Consider the following 18386-nt stretch of genomic DNA (forward strand, 5'->3'; position numbering starts at 1 on the left):
AACCATGCACATCGCCGTCTACCTGCCCCTCGTCCTGCCGCTCGCGGCGGCGCCTTCGGCTCGCTGGCTGGCCGCTCGCCTGGACCCCCGGGTGGCGACCGGGTTGCTCACCGTGGTCGCGCTCGGGCTGGCCGCGGCCGGCGGCATTGCCCTGACGGCGTTGGCCGCTACGGCAGTCGGGCAGATCCCGTTGCTGGGTGCATTGGGCGACTGGTCGGTGTGGGTCCTGCGCCGCGACGACCCCGCCTCCCTCACGCTTGCGCTGGTCGCGTGCGTCCTGCTGACCGCGGCACTGGCCACGGCTGGACGCACCCTGGTTCGCCGGGTGCGCGCCCTCGCCGACGCCGCGCGAACCGCCCGCCTGCTGCCGCTGGCGGGTCCGCGCGACCAGGTGGTGGTGCTCGACGACCCCACCCCGGACGCCTATGCCCTACCGGGTGCGCCCGGCCGGATCGTCGTGTCCACCGGCATGCTCGACGCACTCGACGAGCGCGAACAGCGGGTGCTGTTCGCCCACGAGCGCGCCCACCTCGCGTGCGGGCACCACCTGTTCGTCACCCTGGCCTACGTCGCGGCGGCGACCAACCCGCTGCTGCTGCCGGTGGCGGCCGCCGTGCGGTATTCCACCGAGCGCTGGGCCGACGAACACGCGGCCCGCGTCGTCGGGGATCGTCGCCTGGTGGCCAGGACCATCGCCAAGGCCGCCCTGCTCACCCGCCGCGGCGTGCCTGCCGCGGCGCTGGGTATCGCGACCGGACTCGTCGGCCGGCTGCGCGGGCCGGGGCCGGTTCCCCGCCGGGTGGCCGCTCTGCTGGCGACGCCGCCGCGGCAACGCCGGCTGCTGCTGGCGGTCACGCTCGGCGTGCTCGTGCTCGCTGCCCTGTCCAGCATCGAGGCCGCCCGTGACCTGGACGCCCTGTTCGAACTCGCCCGCGCCGGCACCGGGCCGGCGTAGGTCACCGCCGATCGTCTTCTTCGCGCGCGGAAAGCCAGGCGCGGAGGGATTCGGCGTCCTCATCGGACAGTCCGCTGACGAACGACTGGAGCACCGCCGACCGGTCCGGACCGCGGCGCAGCAGGGCGTCCATCTGCCCGGCCACGACGTTCGGCGCCTCGGGCGCGGCCCGGTACACGTGCCCGCGCGAGGTCCGTTCCCGCGTCAGCAAACCCTTGTCCACCAAGCGCGTCAGGATCGTGTGGATCGCGGTGTAGCTCAGTTCGGCGTCCACCGCCCGGCCCACCTCGTGCACGGTCAGCCGCCGCCTTGCCACCGCCGCCAGCACCTCGGCTTCCAAGGCGCCGCGCTGCCGCTTGCGCATCCGATCTTCGCCTTCCGTGCGGGTGGCATCACAGTGTAGTCAGCAGGTGGCCGTGTGGGCGGCGGCCAGGAGCGAGGGCGCGATCGTGATGTGCGGCGCGACGTCGTTGCCGGACTGCGTCGCCGGGTGCGCCTTCGACCAGGCGGTGAGCTGATCCAGGATCGTGTGCGCCGCCGAACTCGGGGTCAGGGCGGAGAAGTTCGTGCCCACCGACAGATCCACCATGGCACCGGCGCGGTCGTCCCGTACCAACTGCGTGCAGGGCACGAGCAGGCTCAGCGTGCGGGCCGCCGCGGCCCCGTCGGGGCCGAACCGGATCTGCCCCATACATTGCAGGTTTCCTTGCGGGTACAGCGGATCATCGGCCGGTGCGGCGCCAGGACCGAACCCGAGATCGGTCAGCTGGGCCGACACTTCGGTGGCCAGCCCTCGCTGGTTGCTGCCGTTGAGCACCGTCACCCGCACCTCGTTCGGCGGCGCCGGTGTCACCGTGTCCAGCGCCGAGTACGGCAACGGCGTTTCTTGCCCGTCACTGGAGGCCGGGCAGCGGGTGAGCGCGTTGACATCCTTCGCGTGCCCGATCGCCCGCACCCACACCACGGCGGCGGCGATCAGCAGCACCGCCAGGACCAGGAGCGCACGGCCCGGTTTGCGCCGCCGGTACGCACTTGTCCGAGATCTCGACGCCCGGCCGGGCCATCTGTCCCACACGGCACCCTCCTCGCGGAACGCTGTCTCTACAAATTGTAGTGTGGATCTCGTGCGCGACCGGTTCCGTGACGCCCGTCGCCCGCGCGGGGCCCTGCGGGTCGCTCAGGCGCTGGTGGCTGCCGTGTCGCTGCTCGTGTTCGGGGGCGTGTGGTACGGCTGGACGAACGTCGACAACGCGCTGACGCACGCGGACGTTATCGATCCCGGCGCGAAGACCAGTTCCGGGCCGCAGAACATCCTGCTGGTCGGCATCGACACCAGGGTGGACGCGCAGGGCAACCCCATCCCGCCGGCGGTGCTTGGCCAGTTGCACGCGGGCTCGGCCAACGACGGCGCGGACGCCACGGACACCATGATCGTCATCCACATCCCGGCGGACGGCGGGAAGGCGACCGGGTTCTCCATCCCGCGTGACTCGTATGTCCAGCTCGCGGGCCGCTACGGCAAGCACAAGATCAACTCCGCGTACACCTACGCCGAGACGGCCGCCGTCAAGACGCTCCAGGCGCAAGGGGTGAGCGGCGCCCAGTTGTGGCTGCAGGCCGCACAGGCCGGGGCGAAGAACTCCATCCAGACCGTGGAGCAGTTCACCGGCCTGACGATCAACCACTACGCGGCGGTGAACCTGGTCGGCTTCTACGACATCAGCGAGGCCATCGGCGGCGTGCAGGTCTGTCTCAAGCACGCGACCAGGGATTCGTATTCCGGGGCGGATTTCCCCGCCGGGGTGCAGACGATCCAGGGCCGCAGCGCACTGGCGTTCGTGCGGCAACGCCATGGCCTGCCGAACGGGGATCTGGACCGGATCAAGCGCCAGCAGGTGTTCATGGCCGCGATGGCCAAGACCGTGACGTCCGCCGGCACGCTGACCAACCCGGCCAAACTGGACGGCCTGCTCGGCGCGATCAAGAAATCGATCACCGTTGACCAGGACTGGGACCTGTTCGGCTTCGCACAGCGGTTGCGCGGGATCACCGGTGGCGACATCCAGTTCCTGACCATCCCGGTCGTCAGCATTAGCCTGCGCACCCCGGAAGACGGGGACGCCGTCGAGGTCGACCCCCAGCACGTGCGCGCCTTCATCGCCCAGCAGATCACCGGCACCCCGGCCCCGAGCAGCCCCGCGCCGAGCACACCCACCAGTTCGGCGCCCGGGGTCACCGTGGATGTGTTCAACGCCAACGGCGCCACCGGACTGGCCGCCCACGTGCTGGACACCCTCGCCGCACAGGGCTACGCCAAGGGCGAGGCCGTCACCGTCGCCAACCGCCGCCACAGCACGATCGACTACGCGCGCGGTGAAGAGACCGCCGCCCGCGCGGTCGCCAAGGCGCTGGGCGGGATGAGCATCGTCCCGGACTCGGCGCTGCCGTCCGGGCACGTGCGGGTTTACCTCGGTCGCGACTATGCCGGCGCCGAAAGTGGAACCACGCCGCAGGCATACGTACAACCGGCCGCCACGGGAGCCCCGCCGGCCGATCCGGTCACGGCGGGCGGTGTGCCCTGTATCGACTGATCACACGCAAATCTCGGTGGGCCGCGTGCGTGCTGTGTCACCCACCCGGTCGACACTCGCCGCGACCTCCTACAGTCATGTAGAAGGCGAGGAACCGGCCGCACGAGGAATCGGAGTTATGCAGCAATTCGGTGATATCTGTGCGTATTTGGCCGTTTTCGCGCGCGGGGAGGCCGGCTCGTGACCGGCGGACCTCCGTATCCTGGATGGCCGGAACGCGATCCCGAACAGCCCTACCGGCGGGAGGCCCCGCTCTTCACCCATCGAGACGGCCTCCCGGAGCCCCCGCCGGGTGGTGGCGATCGGGCGAGCAGTGGCCCGCCGAGGCCGCCGCGCGCGGCCGGGGTGTCCCGGAAGAAGAGGCGGTGGCGGCGGGTTCGGCGCACCCTGTATGTGCTGCTGGGCCTGGGGTTGTTCGGGCCGGTGGTCGCGTTCGTCATCGCGTACATGGTCGTCAGCGTGCCGGATCCGACCGCGTTGGCGGCTCAGTTGAATCAGCCGGTGACGTTGTATTACGCGGATGGTTCGCCGATGTACACGAAGGGCAGCGCGAGCGGGCATCAACTGGCCACCTGGGACCAGATCCCGCAGTCGATGAAGAACGCGCAGATGGCGGCCGAGGACGAGACGTTCATGACCAACTCCGGGTTCGATCTGAAGGCGATCCTGCGCACCGTGGTGAACCGGCTGAGCGGGGGCACCGGCGGCGGGTCGACGATCGGGCAGGAATACGTCAAGAAGGCGACCGGCAACGATCAGGACACGTTGAGCCGCAAGTTCCTCGAAATGGTCGAGTCCTACAAGATGACGAGGACATATTCCAAACAGGACATTCTGACCGCGTACCTGAACACCGTCTACTTCGGACGGAGCGCGTACGGCATCAAGGCCGCGGCCCGTGCCTATTACGGTGAGGACGTCAGCCAGCTGACCAACGAGCAGGCCGCGGTGCTGGCCGGGTTGGTGCAGCTTCCCGGTTACGGCAACAGCCCGACGTATCAGCAGCAGCGCTACAAGTACGTGATCGGCCGGATGCTGGCCAATCACTGGATCTCCCAAACCGAGTTCGACGCGGCCCGGTTCCCGGCCCCGATCCCGGAAACGACGACCGACGGCAGTGGTCGTCCGCTGGCCCCCGCACGCAAGTACATCGTCTCCGCGGTCTTCGGGGAGCTGAACCGGAAGGGCCTTTCGCAGCAGCAGCTGGCCAAATCCGGTGCGAAGATCTACACCACGATCCAACCGCCCGCGCAGACCGACGCCGAGGCCTCGGTCGACAAGATCATGGCGGCGGACAAGCAGTACCCGCAGGAGGGGGCCGCGCTGGTCTCGGTCGATCCGCGTACCGGGGGCATCATCGCCTACTACGGTGGGGACGGCTCGACGGCCTACGACCTGGCGATGACCCCGCAACAGCCCGGCTCGTCGTTCAAACCGTACGTGTTCGCCGCCGCGCTGCAACACGACCCGACGACCATCGGCCTGGACACCGTCTACAACGGCAGCGACAACCAGACCATCGACGGTCAGCTCGTGCACAACTCCGACGGTGAAGGCGCGCCGCAGATCACCGTCAAGGACGCCATGACCAAATCGGTCAACACCGTCTTCTACCAGATGGGCGCCCAGGTCGGGGTGGACAACGTGCGCCAGGCCGCGTGGGCCGCGGGCATCCCGAAGCAGATCACGTCCTCACTCGGCTCGACCTACGATTCCCTGCAGGACGATGATCCCAAGACCGGCAAGGGCAACGGGACCACCGAGCTGGGCATCTCCATCGGGCAGTACCAGGTTCGCCCGATCGACCAGGCGCAGGGCTATGCCACCTTCGCGAACAACGGGATGTATGTCCCGGTGCACTTCGTCACCAAGGTGACCGGCAACGATGGCACCCAGCTCTACCAGTTCGACACGGCCGCGAAGCCCGCTTTCAGCTCCGACCCCACCACGAACGCGACGATCGCCCGCACCGTGACCGAGTCGATGACCGATGTCGCGTCGTCCTCACGGGACGGTCTGACCGGCGGGCGGCCGAACGCGTCGAAGACGGGTACGGCGCAGTTCAAGGACAGCGGCCACAACTCCGAAGCCTGGATGGTCGGCTACACGCCCCAGGCCGTCACGTCCGTCTGGTTCGGCAACAAACAACAACCCGCGCCGATCTACGGCAACTACCACAACGGCATCGGCTCGAACCACGGTTACGACGTCTACGGTCGCGAGGAGCCCGGCTACATCTGGCAGGACTTCATGAACACCTACCTCGCCGGCAAACCCGCCGAACCCTTCCCCAACGTACCCACCATCAGCGACGCGCCCCCGACCACCACCAGCCCGCCGCCGCCCACCACGACCACCCCGCCGACCCCCACCGACACACCGACCACTGACACACCCACCCCCACCGAATCCGCGTCCAGAACGCGACGATCAAGCTCGTCGCCCACTCCGGTCCCGTGTGTGCTCGGGTGCCCGAGCACCGCGCCCAGTCGCGTGGGTGGCGGCTGAGGCCGGCAGCGTGCGCCGCCGGCCTCAGCCGCCGATCAGGACCGCTATCCGCGGCAGGTGCCTGAGCCGGAGTCGTGGTAGCTCAGCGCTGTGCTGCCGAATCCCGGTCCGGCCTGGACCGGGCGGTAGTCCCAGGTGTAGCCGTTCGGCTTGAGCTGGAGGTTCATCACGCCGAAGGCCTGGTCCTGAGCGGTCACCAAGTTGGGGTTGGTGTACGAGCCACCGCTGGTGGCGACCGTGTCCAGGTCTTCACCGCCGGTGCCGACGGTGATCTGCGGGATTCCGTTCTTCGGGTCGAAATGCCCGTTCGGGTCCATCGGACGGAAGCGCGCGTAGACATGCTCGTGTCCATTGAGGACCAACGACGCATGCGCGTTGTAGAGCAGCTTCCACCACGCCTGCGCGGCAGTGCCCTCGGGCGAGCCGGCCCCCGGCGCGGCCGGATCGGGCGCGTCCGCGGTGCTGGTGGTCGCGCTGAACGTGGGCTGATGCCAGTACGCCACGGTGCAGGCCGCGTGATCGGCGTGCAGGTCCTGGGCCAGCCACTGCGTCTCGCGAGCCAGTACCCCGTTGCCGGTGGTGGAGCAGTCGTTGCCGAACGCCGCGGACCTGCACTCGGCATTCAGCGAAATAACGTGCCAGTTTCCGATGTCGTAGGAATACCAGCCCTGCTCGTCACTGGTGTCGTTCCCGGCCTGGCCTTGCGGATAGGGCGTCCCGTTCTGGTCATGACCGTTGAAGTAGCCGAAGTAGCCGGCCCCGTTCTGCGCGGCTTCATTGTCGCCGTGCTTGGTGTAGGCGTAGTACTCGTGGTTGCCGGGCGAGGGCCGCTCCATCATCTTCAACCCGCCCCATGCCTGCTCGAAGGACTGTTCGAAGTCGTTGAGCTTGCCCACCTCGTATTGCTCGTCACCGAGCAGGGCGACCAGATCCGGATGCATCGCGTCCGCCTGCCGAGCGGTCGCGAACTCGGCCGGCATACCCCCGAGGCTCGCACTACCGCACTTCAGTTGCGCGGGATTGCCCGCGTTCTCCGTGGTATCGGGCTCGCAGGCGATGTCACCGACCGCGGCCAGCGTGTAGGTGCGGTCGGTGTGCTGCGGCGTCGGCGCGTAGGGCCAGCCATTCGACAACTGCGGCAGCGCGACCGCCGCTCCGGCCGCACTCAGCACGGCGGCAAAAGCTATAGAAAGCGTAAAGGAGGTTCGTCCGAATCTTTTCACCATGACCCTTTCCTCCCGCGATTGTGTCCCCGGCAGGAGGACATTACGGTCCCGCTTCCACGGGCACGGCGAATATCAAACGACGATTACCCGAACAATTCACTTCCGGATACGCGGTTACAGGCGGCGGGCGAAGTGCAGCCCCGCGCGGAGCGCGATCGCGGCGGCGACCGCGACCGCGAGCAGCCCGGCGACCGTGGCGGCGGTGACCGGCGCGAGGGTGGTGAGGTGGACCAGATCACCGAGCGGGGTGAACGCGGCGAGTGCGCCGACGGCGATGGCGGTCGCGGTCCAGGCGGGGAACGCGGGGTTGGCGGTCCACGACAGGCCGGGCCGGGTGCGCAGGCACCAGGCGATCAGCGCGTGTCCGGCCAGCCAGGCCAGCACCGCGGCGGTCCGCGCGTCCGCCACGTCCGTCGCGCCGGTGGCGGTGAGCAGGTAGGCGGGCAGCACGGCGAGGGTGAGGGTGACCGTGACCACCGCGATGGCCGCGAGGGTGGCGCGGTCGAGGAATCGGGACCCGGGCGGCCGGGGCGGCTGGCGCATGGCCTGCGGGGCGGCGGGTTCGGCGACGAAGGCGACCGAGGCGCCGAGGTCCATGAAGATTTCCAGCAGCACGATGTGGATGGGCTGGAACGGGGTGGGCAGCCCGGCCGCGAGCGCGGCCAGCAGCACGACGACCAGCGCGAGTTTCGCGCCGAGATAGAAGGCGACCGCGCGGCGCAGCTGGGCGGTGATGTTGCGGCCCTTGGCGACGGCGGCGACCACGGTGGGGTAGGCGTCGTCGGTGAGCACGAGATCGGCGGCGGCGCGGGCGAGATCGGCGCCGCGGCGGCCGAGCGCGATGCCGACGTCGGCGGCGGCCAGCGCCGGGGCGTCGTTGGCGCCGTCGCCGGTGACGGCCACGACGTCGCCGCGGCGCTGCAACGCCTGTACGACGCGATGTTTGGTGGCAGGGGTGGCGCGGGCGATGACGGTGCCGTGCCGCAGCAGCGGGTCGAGCACGGAGTCGGTGAGCCGGTCGAGGTCTACGCCGGTGTGCACGTCGGCGGGGAGCCCGGCCCGGGTGGCGACCGCGGTCGCGGTGTCGGCGTGGTCGCCGGTGACCACCAGGGTGGCGACTCCGGCCCGGGTGAGCGCGGCGACCGCGTCGGGGACACCCTCGCGCAACGGGTCGTCGAACACGGCCAGCCCGACGTAGTCCAGCTCGCGTTCCACCGTTTCCCGCTCGAGCGAGCCGGGATCGAGGTCGCGGCGGGCGAAGGCGATCACGCGCAGGCCGTCGGCGGCGAGCCCGTCGACCTCGGCGCGGACACGGGTGCGTTCGGTGTCGTCGAGCCGGCACCGGGCCAGCACCTCCTCGGGGGCGCCGGAAACGGCCGCCCAGCGGGTGGTGCCGGTCCGCCAGGTGCGGGAGACCAGCTTGCGGGTCGGGTCGAACGGGAAGGCGGCCACCGGCTCGCCCCGGTGTGCCAGCCCGGTTTCGTGCGCGGCGGCGGCGAGCTGGGCCTCCATCGGTTCCCGGCAGGCGGTGTCGGGGGCCTGGGTATGCAGCGCGGTCGCGAGCACCTGGTCGCGGTCACCGACGACGCGGATCAACCGCAGACGGTTTTCGGTGAGGGTCCCGGTTTTGTCGGTGACGACCGCGGTGACCGCGCCGAGGGTTTCGCCGGCGCGCAGGCGGCGCAGCAGCGCGCCGCGGCGGGCCAGTTGCCGGCCGCCGACGGCGAGCAGCACGGTGATCAGGATCGGCAGTTCCTCGGGCACGGTGGCGAACGCGAGGGTCAGGCCCGCGAGCAGCATGTCCCGCCATGGCTGGCCCGCGATCAGGCCGACGGCGGGGACGAGGACGCTGGCCGCGATCGCCGCGACCAGCACCGCCCTCGCCAGCTGGGACAGCGCCCGTTGCAGCGGTGTGGGCGGTTCCTTGGTGCCGGCCACGAGCGTGCCGAGTTCGCCGAGCTGGGTTGCCGCGCCGGTGGCCACGACCAGGGCGCGCGCCTCGCCGGCGAGGACGGCGGTGCCCGCGTGCAGCAGGCTGGAGCGCGCGGCGAGCTCGGTGTCCTCGGCAACGGGGCAGTCGTCCTTGCCCACCGGGACGGATTCCCCGGTGAGAGTGGACTCGTCCACCCGGATCCCGCGCGCGGACAGCACGCGCGCGTCGGCGGGCACCACGTCGCCGGACCCGACCGCGATCACGTCACCGGGCACCAGCCCCGCGGCCGGAACCTCGCGCACGCCCTGCGGTGTGACCAGTCGCGCGGTCGGCGCGGTCATCGCCTTGAGCGCGTCGATCGCCCGCGCCGCGCGCAGCTCGGTGACCGTCTCCAGCACCGCCATCACGACGACCACCGCCGCGATCGTGATCGCGTCGGAGAGTTCGCCGAACACCGCCGACAGCACGGCCACGACGATCAGGAGCAGCTGCAGCGGTTCGGCGAACGACTCGGCCAGCTCCGTCCACCACGGCTCACGGTGCCGCCCGGCGATCTCGTTGGGGCCGTAGGTGGCGCGCCGTCGCGCACGTTCGTCCTCCGGCAACCCCTCGGCGCCGGCTGCGAGCGACTTCAGCGCCGCCCGGGCATCGACGGCATGCCAGGACGGGGTCACTGTTCGTCCACCGCGCGCAGCCGCCGGGCGGGCCGGGCCGGGCCGGGTTCGGCGGGTGCCTCGATGCTCATCGCCTCGGCTTCGAACGTCTCCAGCTCCGCCGCCGCCTCGGCGACCGCCTGCCGGGCGGCAGCCCCGCCTTCGGCGTCGAAGTAGTCGCGCGTGGCGATCTTGCCCAGCCAGGTCCGGAACCGGTCCAGGTCGGCTTCGGATTCCTCGACCTCGGCATAGCTGGCCCGGCCGCGTGCCCGTTCCGTTTCCAGCTCCTGCCGGAACGCCGGCAGACGCTCCAGCACCTCGCCGTATTCGTCGTCGCGGGCGGCGTTCATCTCCGCGACGATCTGCGCCCGCTCGGCCGGGTCGGTGAACGCGATCCGCAGCACCCGGGCCTGGCCGCCCTGGTGCCGCACCCGGTCGGCCAGCCGCCGCACCTCCCGGACCACCTTGTCGCGCGCGGGCAGCACGCACACCGACTGCTGCAGGTACAACGCCCCCAGCGACCGCAGCTTCCGCCACACCTGCACCCGTAACGTCGCCGCCGCGCCCGCCGTGGACACGCTGATCAACAGCCAGGCCTCGTCTTCGCTCACGCCTCCATGTTACGGGTGTAACAAGTGAACGTCACGACTGCGACCGGTGAGGTCAGTGGCGGCGTGGCCGGGTGAGGCGGAACCGGTCGACCGGGGTGCTGGTGGCGTAGGGGCCGGTCACCGCGTAGTAGGTGACGTCGATCGAGGTGGTGCCGCCGGGGCGGCCGGGATCGACGTCGAACGCGGCGAATCCGTAGGCGTGGTCGGGATCGCGGACGGCCGACCACGGCGCGTCCTCCAGTACGTAGATCGGCGGTTTCTTGCCGGTGCCCGGGTCGGTCGGCCCGACCGCGGTGATGACGCGGCATTGAGCCGGGCTGTAGAAGAGTTTGTTGGACGGGACGGAGGTTCCGCCGCCGCCGATGACCATGTGGACGGTGCCGCGCGTGGTGTCGATGACGTCGGTGCGCGTGTCGGCGGGGATCGGCGTGCGGGTGTCGTTGGGCTGCTGCCCGCGGATCGGGTGCGAGCGCTCGTAGTGGTGCTCGTGCCCGGACACCACGAGGTCGACGCCGTAGCGGTCGAACAGGGGCACCCAGGTCTCGCGGATGCCGAGGTCGGCGCCGTTGAACTTGTCCACTGTGGAGATCACGACCTGGTGCATGCAGACCACGATCCAGTCGATGTCCGGATCGGACCGGGACGCGGCCAGCTCGGCTTCCAGCCAGCGCTGCTGCGCGCCGCCGGAGTAGCCGTGTACGTAGGAGTTGCCGCCGTCCTGGTAGGCGACGTCGTCGTTGTTGAGGCTGATCACGCGCACCGAACCGGCGGTGAACGCGTACCACAGGCCGCGCAGTTCGGCGTCGGCGCCGGAATCCGGCACGGTGAAATATGTCTGGTAGGCCCCGTACCCGACCGGGCCGTTGCCGAGTTCGTTCTCATGGTTGCCGGCGGCCGGCATCCAGGGGCGGAACCGTGCCGAGCGGGTGTTGTTGTCGAACCAGTCCGACCAGGTGCGGATGCGGTCGGTCGAGAGGTTCGCGTAGCAGAGGTCGCCGTTGACGAGATGGAACAGCGGCGCCGCGCCCTCGACGGCGGCGGTCACGTCCCCGGCGTAGGGGGAGCCGAGGTTGTCGTTGACGTAGGTGCCGTTCGACAGCTTGCCCAGCGTGGGGGTGCCCTGGTCGCCGAAGCTGGTGAACCGGAACGGGGCGCGCCCGCGGGGCGCGGTGCGCAAGGTGCCCAGTTCCGGGGCGGCCCCGTCGTGCACCGCGGCGTAGATGTAGTCGGTGCCCGGGCGGAGGTTGTCCAGCAGTGCGTGGTGCACGCGCACCTCGGTGCCGGACTTGGCGTCCCGGTACGTGCTGGTGTCGGCGCTGACGACGTGCCCGAACCCGCCCTCCGGCGTGCCGAGCAGCACGCGCGGTCGCGAGACGGCGGTGGTGGTATGCCAGGACACGACAGCCTGCCGGGACGCGTCCGCGCCGAACTGCAGGTGCAGCCCGGAGACCGGAGGAGCGCCCAGCGAACCCGGCTGCGCCCACAGTTGGGGCGCCGCCGCCGCGGTTTCCGGCGCTCCCAGGAGTACGGCCCCGCCTACCGTTGCCCCACCGACGAAGAGTCCTCGCCTGCTCAAAGTCATGGGGCAGATACTCGCCCGGACGCGTGAACATCCCCGGCGCACGCAGTGAACACTGAACCAACACTGGCCGGTCGATGGCCCGCACTGTGGATGTCGGCAGCTCCGCAGCTCGGTCGATCCGTCGGTCTTGTGGAGCTGACGTGTCAGCATAAGAACCGGGAAGTGCTGGTCGAGGGGCCTGAGATCACGATTCGCCCGGTGGGCACGCGGCGGCGGGCGGCGGTGCCCGATGACCGCCGCGGCTGAGCCCAGCACATCTTCGGGGCAGGCATCGTGGGTGCAGTGCGGGTACACGGCCGTGGTCGCGCGGCGTATGCCTCGTACCGGCACGGGCGGGAGTTTGCCGAGCGGTTCGGGGCAGACGCGACGACGGCGGCTATCTGGCCGCTGATCGTGGACGGGCTGTTCACGATGGTCACGGTGGAGCTGTGGAATACCACAGGGCGCGCGCGGTGTGCGGGTGGGCGGCGTGGCTGCCTTTCGGGCTGGGGATCTGCCTGTCGCTGTCCGCCAACATGGCCGCCGCTCCGGAGATGAGCGTATTCGCCGTTGCGGCGTGCCCGCTGCTGACGGTGGAGCCGTTGAACTGGGCACTCAAGCGTCACCGGGCCGACACTGGACGCGAGACCACGGCCGAGACCGTCGAGCAGGACGAGAGCGACAACGAGACTGACCCAGTGGTGAGTCTCGCTGTGCTCCTACCCGCGTTTCGCACCCCGGACGGGCCGACCGCCGAGCAACGCACGTGCGCCTGTTACCAGACCGAACACGCCGATAGCCGCACCCCGACCGGTACGGAGCCGGACTCGGGCAGCGGGCACCGACAACTACGGCTGCCGACTACTGCGGAAGTTGCGCGTGTCGGCGCAACCGGGCCGACACAATGCCGGTTGTACCGTTCTGGAATGTTCCGCGCAGCGGAGCAGCCCTACGCGACATCTAACCTCCGACTCGGTACATCAGGAGACGCTGTTTAGTTACCCGCGCTGACACAGTCCTTGCACTTGCCGAGAGCCAAGTCCTCTCGCACCCATTCATGTGCAGCATGAGCAACGGTCTCAGGATTATCGAGATCAACAGACTTGTAGATGAAACCCACCAGATCCGTTGGCATACGTTTAATCGAGGAGTCTTTAAGTAGCAGACATCGACGACCAGTCATAAGCATGGCTCCCACTTCGATGGCAAGGTTGTAGTTCATGCCTCGACCGCGACGGTCTTCAAAGAACGCCAAACCGTAGTTGCAGGCCCACATGTGAGCGGCGACGTTTCCCCAGAGGTCGTCGACCAACGCCCGTTGCGACGCGAGTAAGAATCGAAGACCATGCCCATTAATTGCCTCTCCGGCAGCCTCCAAGCCCGCCGCAACAGGGTCAGGGACGTCGGATTCCTTGACCGTATCCGGAAACCGCGTCATGCCAAAGACCTGCGAAGCAGATGGAGAGGTCTTCGTGAAGTCCGAGACAGGACGGAGAATCTGAGGTGGTGCGAGCGAGGCTGGAATGAGCGGATGCCGTGAATGCGCGAGATTGGCACCCCCTGGCAATGACTCCGCCAGCAGCGCGGCGGAGTCATTGCCAACAAGCTCCGAGACGCGCTGTCGACCCAACGGAGTGAGTGACCATGCACCGTGCGCTTTGGCTGACGTCGCGAGCCCAGCACGCCCAAGGTTCGCGATAACATTCCCGATTTTCACTGGCGCGGGAAGCGTTGTGTCGTAGAACAGATCTGTAACGGATCGGCCGCTGAACGTGCCGCCCTCCGACCTGCCCGACACGATCGAGGCTAGGATTAGTACCTGGTCTGTCTTCCGCATTCGCTGGACTCGGACGCCGATGGACTCATCTGTCACGCTAATTCCTCATTGGAGGAGTTGGAGTTAGTTTTCTTTGTTGCCCGCCGGGTATTTCGACGCTTCGGCGTATCTTGGAACCGGGACTCGACGGCAGTGCGCCCCGTCCGGGGAACATAGAACTGGCCAGGATCACCCTGTTTCGCGGCGATCAGGTTACTGGAAGCGGCGTTGCTCCAGTCGCGAGCGAAATTGCCAGGCATGTCCTCATGGGCATTCGTGAGCGAGGTCTTGATATCTTCTCGATTGAAGGATTCAGCATGTTGAAACTTGATCAAGTAGTACCCGGCAGCGCAGATCTTCTGCGGGAAGGTCCTAGCGTCGGTCTCGACGATAAACTCACCTAGGGTGAGATCCTCGTCCCAACCTCCGGGCAACTGCTCTTCCTTGTCAGGCTGCTCGCGAGGCCTCTCGTGGTGACGTCTTCCGCCACCTACGCCCGACGTGGAGGCTGGAGTCACCCCAAACAGGAGGGCAATGATGCTGGACATGGTCGCCTCGTTCACAGATCGAGTGATCGAGATGCCAGGGCCTTCTACAGTCACCTTTGCAACAGTGGGCTTGTCTGACGAGTCGGTCTGATCGGAGATGTATTCAGTCATGTCGACATGATGACATGAACTCGTATACAAGTCCAATCAACTATGTAGACATCGCCCATATCCGATGTAGTCGATCATCAATCGTGGGCCGAGTAGGCGAACGCCTCCGCCGAGCAACGCATGTGGGTCTCCTACCAAACCGAACGCGCCAAGGGCCGCGCCCCAACCACGGCGGAGCTGTATCGGTTAGCGGGGACGAACAACTACGGCCGTCGCCTGCTCCGGAAGTAGCGCGTATCGGCGGCATAGCCAGGGAAGTCGTCATAGACGCCGCCCTGGTCGCGCTTGGCGCGGCGTATGCCTCCTACCGGCACGGGCGGGAGTTCGCGCTGCGGTTCGGCGCGGACCACACAACGGCCGCGATATGGCCGTTGATCGTGGACGGGCTAGTGACGATGGCAGCTGTCGAGCTGTGGAAATCCGGCAGTGGCCGGTGGGCGGCGTGGTTGGCGTTCGTGCTCGGGATCTGCCTCTTGCTGTGCGCGAACATCGCCGCCGCCCCAGAGTTGAGCGTGTTCGCCGTGGCGGGTGGCGGCGTGCCCACCGCTCGCACTCTTGCTGGCGGTCGAACTGCTCAACCGCGCACTCAAGCGCCACCGTGCCGAGAACGCAAGCGAGACCGACGTCGAGACCGGCGAGACGGCCGAGATCGGGAACGAGACGGGGCGGGTGGTGCATCTCGCGGTGGTCGCGGAGCAGTCTCGCCCGCCAGCCGGGCCAGCGGCCGAACAGCGGATGTGGGCCTACTACGTGACCGAGCGGTCGAAGAGCCCGGTACACCGACGGGTGCGGAACTGGACCGGATTGCCGGGACCAACAAACTATGGTCGCCGGGTGCTGCGGCGGTGGCGAGAAAGCGGGCACATCGCCGCCGGGGACAGGAATCCGCTCGCAATTTAGTCGCGCAGGACTTCGGGCGTGAGGTCCAGGAGTCTGTGCAGGCTGGTCGCAGCGGCGATGACGGTGTCGAGGGATGCCAGCACCGCCGCGTAGCTGGGGGTGTTGCGGTCAAGTTTGGCTGCGGAGTCCACGATGGCGGCCCGCACAGCCCCCAGTTGGTCAAGCTGGGCCTCGATGATCAGGCACGGGTCGGGTACCGGGCCCGGGGTTTGTCCGACGACGAGGGCTTCTGCGGTCCTGACGGCGGCTTTGAGGTCGCGCCGCTCCAGGCCGTTGACGGCGAGGGTTCTCTCACCACGCGAGAGCAGGTGGCAGCCCAGCCACAGCAAGTCGTTGGTGGCTTCTTGCGCGGCATCGTGCGCGGCGTGCTGCTGCTCGGCCAAGGGGTCCTCGATGCTGTCGATGACCGCGTCGAGAAGCCCGGTGTCAAAGGTCATGTCTGCTGCTCCGGCTCGTCATTGGTGGCGTGTTCGGTGTGAGTGACGGTGTCGTGGAGTCGATACCGCAATTCCACGGGGGTGACATCGCATCGCCTACGGCTCCCGTCGCCGAGATCGCGATAGTGAACTCGGCCAGGAAGTTCGCAGGACGGGAACAGTCGCCCGCAGGCAGGGCACCAGAACACCCAGACACCTGCGGGAGGCTGGCGCGACGGTGTCCAACACACCACGTCTGGACGCCCGTCCTCTTCGGGGGTTGTGGTCTCGCGCCCCAGGATGAAGTCTTCGTCGTAACGCAGGTCCTCGATCGCCGCAGTCAGCAAGTCCCGGGCCTCCTCCAGGCCACGCACATACGGTCCCAAATCAACCATGATCAACCTCCTTCGCCTCGCTGCGCAGTGAAAGGCGCTCGGCGACATAGGTTCCTTTGGAACGAATGGTCTTGACCAAGCCGTGGTAGCTCAGCAGGCGAATCGCGTGCCGCGCCGTGCCGAGTGACACGCCGTAGTCGGTGGCCAGGCGTCGCTCGGACGGCAGTGGCGTGTTGGACGCCAGCTCGCCGGACTCGACGCGCGCGGCCAGGTGCCTGTACATCTGTTCGTAGATATACCCGTCTGCCTCGTTGGGCTGGAAATCGATCACGGTGACCTCACTGGTCCGGTGCCGGGCAGACGATCGGGGTCGCGACTGGGCCAGCACAAGCCCGGCGGAAGATCCGTTGCTCGCGACCGCCGACGATCGGTGTCCTGACATGCCTGCTCCTGCTCGATCCGGGCCAGCAGTTGCGCAACCGGTACCCGGTTCCGACGAACTCGACGCCGTTGCAGCCGGCGGCCGATCAGCACGATCAGAACGGCGAGCGTTAGCGGTCCAAAGTAGACGATCGCGAGCAGCGTTACCCGGCTCATGACGTACCAAGGCTGGACCTGCCCACCGTGCCCTCGACTCGCAGCGATATCGCCGCCATGTCTCAGAACCCCTCTCGCAGCCGGTATGCCAACCGCACCGGCTCGCAAGGCCAGGTCGCCGCGCAACTGGTGCACGCGCCAGCAGGGTTTGGGGCGTGCAGGTGAAACGTGAGGACGCAAAGGCTGTAGAGCTGGGCTGGTTCCGGCACGCGCGGCGCGACTGGTGCCGTCAGCGCGTTACGGCCTCGCTGCCAGCAGGCCGGGACCAGCGTTCTGGCGCGTTCGACGAGTCGGACGGTCATGGGGTGCACTCCCGCGTTTCCTCGGTGCGGACATGGATGCGGCGCCCGGCGCCGGGGACGGCAAACCGCCACGGACATCACTCGACGGGCACGAATCCGCTGGCGGTTCACTGGGGGCATCGGGATCAACCCGGCGCCGGGGCCTGCCATCAACGAAACAGCAGTTCAGGCGGCTAATCCACCAGGCCAAACCGTGATCTTGCGATACAATTCCTCCCGGTTCAACCGGGAGGTATCGAGGCGGGTGAGGAGCGCGTATCGTGCGCGCCAATCCAGGACGGACGGAGAATCCAGATGGCTTCTGCGACGCGAAGTGTGCGCGGGGAACAGCGGCAATTGTCCGCCGAGCTGCGTGCCCAGTCAAAGACCTGGACGCAGGTCGCCCTGGTCTTCGCTGAGCGTTACCGCGTCAACATGCGGGTGGCTCTTCGGCTCGCTCGCGGCTGGAGCCAACGCGAGGCGGCCGAGGAGTGGAACGCCCGTTGGCCCGCCGATCCCAAGACGTTCAAGAACTTTTCCTACTGGGAGCTATGGCCCGCCGACACCGGGCACGCGCCGTCCCTTGAGGTGCTAGGCAAACTGGCCGAGCTGTACGAGTGCCGCATTGCTGATCTGGTCGGTGACGCCAGTGACTTCCGCCCGCTCGACACCGCTCACCGGCAACAGCGGCAACTCGCTGTCCTGGACGAACCCGCGACCGTGCCGGTGCTTCAGGATTTCGTGACCCACCTCGAATCCATCGACATTCCCGAACTGGCTCAGCTCGCCACTGCGTGGGTGCACAGCAACGGTCACGGCGTCAATCGCCGGGCGCTGCTGCTCAAGATCAGTGCCGCGCTGTCGCTGGCGTCCGCCAGCCCGGCGCTGACCGGGAACGCCGAGGCGGCCCCCGTGATCGCGGCGGGGCCGCCCGGTGACGATTTCTCGGGTATCTGGCACAGCCGTTACGTCTATCCCAGCACGGGACGCGGGAAAACCTTTATCGGGGAGCACTATGTGATGCTGCGGCAGCAGGGGACGCGGTTGATCGGCCAGAGCCTGCCCCACTCGCGCGGTTCGCGGTTGCGCCTGGAGTTGGGGGTGGAGAAATCGGTGGCGACCGGCACGTGGCGGGAGCAGACCTCGCCGACTGGCTACTACAAGGGCGCGACGTACCACGGCACGCTTCAGCTTGTCGTCGATCCGGCCGGGCGCCGGATGACCGGTATGTGGCTGGGGTTCGGCCGCGACTTCACGATCAACAGCGGCGAATGGTCGCTGACCTGGTGCGAAGCCGGGACCTCGAAAACCGCTCAGCGGGCGTATTACGACAAAGCTTGAGCC

At 68.3% G+C, this 18386-nt stretch carries 16 protein-coding genes and 1 pseudogene; 6 read left to right on the plus strand and 11 right to left on the minus strand.

The genetic code is table 11. The annotated features are described in order from the left end of the window. Positions 1 to 4 precede the first annotated feature (4 nt). Positions 5 to 955 carry a M56 family metallopeptidase gene (locus tag FG385_RS31530; protein WP_139100461.1) on the plus strand — a complete coding sequence of 317 codons (951 nt, stop codon included), beginning with the start codon at positions 5 to 7 and terminating at the stop codon, positions 953 to 955. A gap of 1 nt (position 956) precedes the next feature. On the opposite strand, the gene FG385_RS31535 is transcribed toward FG385_RS31530, so the two are convergent. Next, complete coding sequence (locus FG385_RS31535) at positions 957 to 1319, minus strand: BlaI/MecI/CopY family transcriptional regulator (protein ID WP_139100462.1); 363 nt, start codon at positions 1317 to 1319, stop codon at positions 957 to 959. A 39-nt stretch (positions 1320 to 1358) separates the two neighbouring features. Beyond that, on the minus strand, positions 1359 to 2030 hold the full coding sequence (cei, locus tag FG385_RS31540) for an envelope integrity protein Cei (protein WP_139100463.1): 672 nt from the start codon (positions 2028 to 2030) through the stop codon (positions 1359 to 1361). A 40-nt stretch (positions 2031 to 2070) separates the two neighbouring features. On the opposite strand from cei, the gene FG385_RS31545 reads away from it, so the two are divergent. After that, a complete protein-coding gene (locus FG385_RS31545; protein WP_200834755.1) occupies positions 2071 to 3546 on the plus strand; it encodes an LCP family protein in 1476 nt (491 codons plus the stop codon). 393 nt (positions 3547 to 3939) lie between these two features. Further along, on the plus strand, positions 3940 to 6054 hold the full coding sequence (locus FG385_RS31550) for a transglycosylase domain-containing protein (RefSeq protein WP_139100464.1): 2115 nt from the start codon (positions 3940 to 3942) through the stop codon (positions 6052 to 6054). Positions 6055 to 6098: 44 nt separating this feature from the next. On the opposite strand, the gene FG385_RS31555 is transcribed toward FG385_RS31550, so the two are convergent. The 4 genes from FG385_RS31555 to FG385_RS31570 all read right to left on the minus strand — a co-directional run bounded on the left by FG385_RS31555 (position 6099) and on the right by FG385_RS31570 (position 12059). Beyond that, entirely contained in the window at positions 6099 to 7226 is a 1128-nt protein-coding gene (locus FG385_RS31555) for a metallophosphoesterase family protein (RefSeq protein ID WP_160148937.1), read from the minus strand. 168 nt (positions 7227 to 7394) lie between these two features. Then, positions 7395 to 9887, minus strand: a complete 2493-nt coding sequence (locus tag FG385_RS31560) for a cation-translocating P-type ATPase (protein WP_139100466.1) — start codon at positions 9885 to 9887, stop codon at positions 7395 to 7397. Then, positions 9884 to 10477 carry a Chromate resistance protein ChrB gene (locus FG385_RS31565; protein ID WP_139100467.1) on the minus strand — a complete coding sequence of 198 codons (594 nt, stop codon included), beginning with the start codon at positions 10475 to 10477 and terminating at the stop codon, positions 9884 to 9886. Before FG385_RS31565 ends, FG385_RS31560 begins: the two co-directional genes overlap by 4 nt. A 52-nt stretch (positions 10478 to 10529) precedes the next feature. Further along, positions 10530 to 12059: a purple acid phosphatase family protein gene (locus FG385_RS31570; RefSeq protein ID WP_139100468.1), complete on the minus strand. Its 1530-nt coding sequence runs from the start codon at positions 12057 to 12059 to the stop codon at positions 10530 to 10532. Between the two features lie 282 nt (positions 12060 to 12341). Between FG385_RS31570 and FG385_RS35145 the strand changes: the two genes are divergently transcribed. Further along, a complete protein-coding gene (locus tag FG385_RS35145) occupies positions 12342 to 12596 on the plus strand; it encodes a DUF2637 domain-containing protein (protein ID WP_235022913.1) in 255 nt (84 codons plus the stop codon). A 436-nt stretch (positions 12597 to 13032) separates the two neighbouring features. On the opposite strand, the gene FG385_RS31585 is transcribed toward FG385_RS35145, so the two are convergent. Further along, positions 13033 to 13911 carry a hypothetical protein gene (locus FG385_RS31585; protein ID WP_139100470.1) on the minus strand — a complete coding sequence of 293 codons (879 nt, stop codon included), beginning with the start codon at positions 13909 to 13911 and terminating at the stop codon, positions 13033 to 13035. Then, positions 13908 to 14513, minus strand: a complete 606-nt coding sequence (locus FG385_RS31590) for a hypothetical protein (RefSeq protein WP_139100471.1) — start codon at positions 14511 to 14513, stop codon at positions 13908 to 13910. The genes FG385_RS31585 and FG385_RS31590 overlap by 4 nt, the downstream gene beginning before the upstream one ends. 236 nt (positions 14514 to 14749) lie before the next feature. On the opposite strand from FG385_RS31590, the pseudogene FG385_RS35750 reads away from it, so the two are divergent. Next, positions 14750 to 15413: pseudogene (locus FG385_RS35750) on the plus strand (DUF2637 domain-containing protein). On the opposite strand, the gene FG385_RS31600 reads toward FG385_RS35750, so the two are convergent. The 3 genes from FG385_RS31600 to FG385_RS35150 are packed head-to-tail and all read right to left on the minus strand — an operon-like array spanning position 15410 to position 16447. Then, the gene (locus tag FG385_RS31600; protein ID WP_139100472.1) at positions 15410 to 15850 is read right to left on the minus strand and encodes a hypothetical protein; all 441 of its coding nucleotides are present in this window, start codon (positions 15848 to 15850) and stop codon (positions 15410 to 15412) included. The pseudogene FG385_RS35750 and the gene FG385_RS31600 sit on opposite strands and share 4 nt — an antisense overlap. Beyond that, positions 15847 to 16224 carry a hypothetical protein gene (locus tag FG385_RS31605; protein WP_139100473.1) on the minus strand — a complete coding sequence of 126 codons (378 nt, stop codon included), beginning with the start codon at positions 16222 to 16224 and terminating at the stop codon, positions 15847 to 15849. Before FG385_RS31605 ends, FG385_RS31600 begins: the two co-directional genes overlap by 4 nt. After that, a complete protein-coding gene (locus FG385_RS35150; RefSeq protein WP_139100485.1) occupies positions 16217 to 16447 on the minus strand; it encodes a winged helix-turn-helix domain-containing protein in 231 nt (76 codons plus the stop codon). The genes FG385_RS31605 and FG385_RS35150 overlap by 8 nt, the downstream gene beginning before the upstream one ends. 910 nt (positions 16448 to 17357) lie before the next feature. On the opposite strand from FG385_RS35150, the gene FG385_RS31615 reads away from it, so the two are divergent. Then, on the plus strand, positions 17358 to 18383 hold the full coding sequence (locus tag FG385_RS31615; RefSeq protein WP_139100474.1) for a helix-turn-helix domain-containing protein: 1026 nt from the start codon (positions 17358 to 17360) through the stop codon (positions 18381 to 18383). Positions 18384 to 18386 lie beyond the last annotated feature (3 nt).

The organism is Amycolatopsis alkalitolerans (genome assembly GCF_006152065.1).
GTDB classification, from domain to species: Bacteria; Actinomycetota; Actinomycetes; order Mycobacteriales; family Pseudonocardiaceae; genus Amycolatopsis_E; species Amycolatopsis_E alkalitolerans.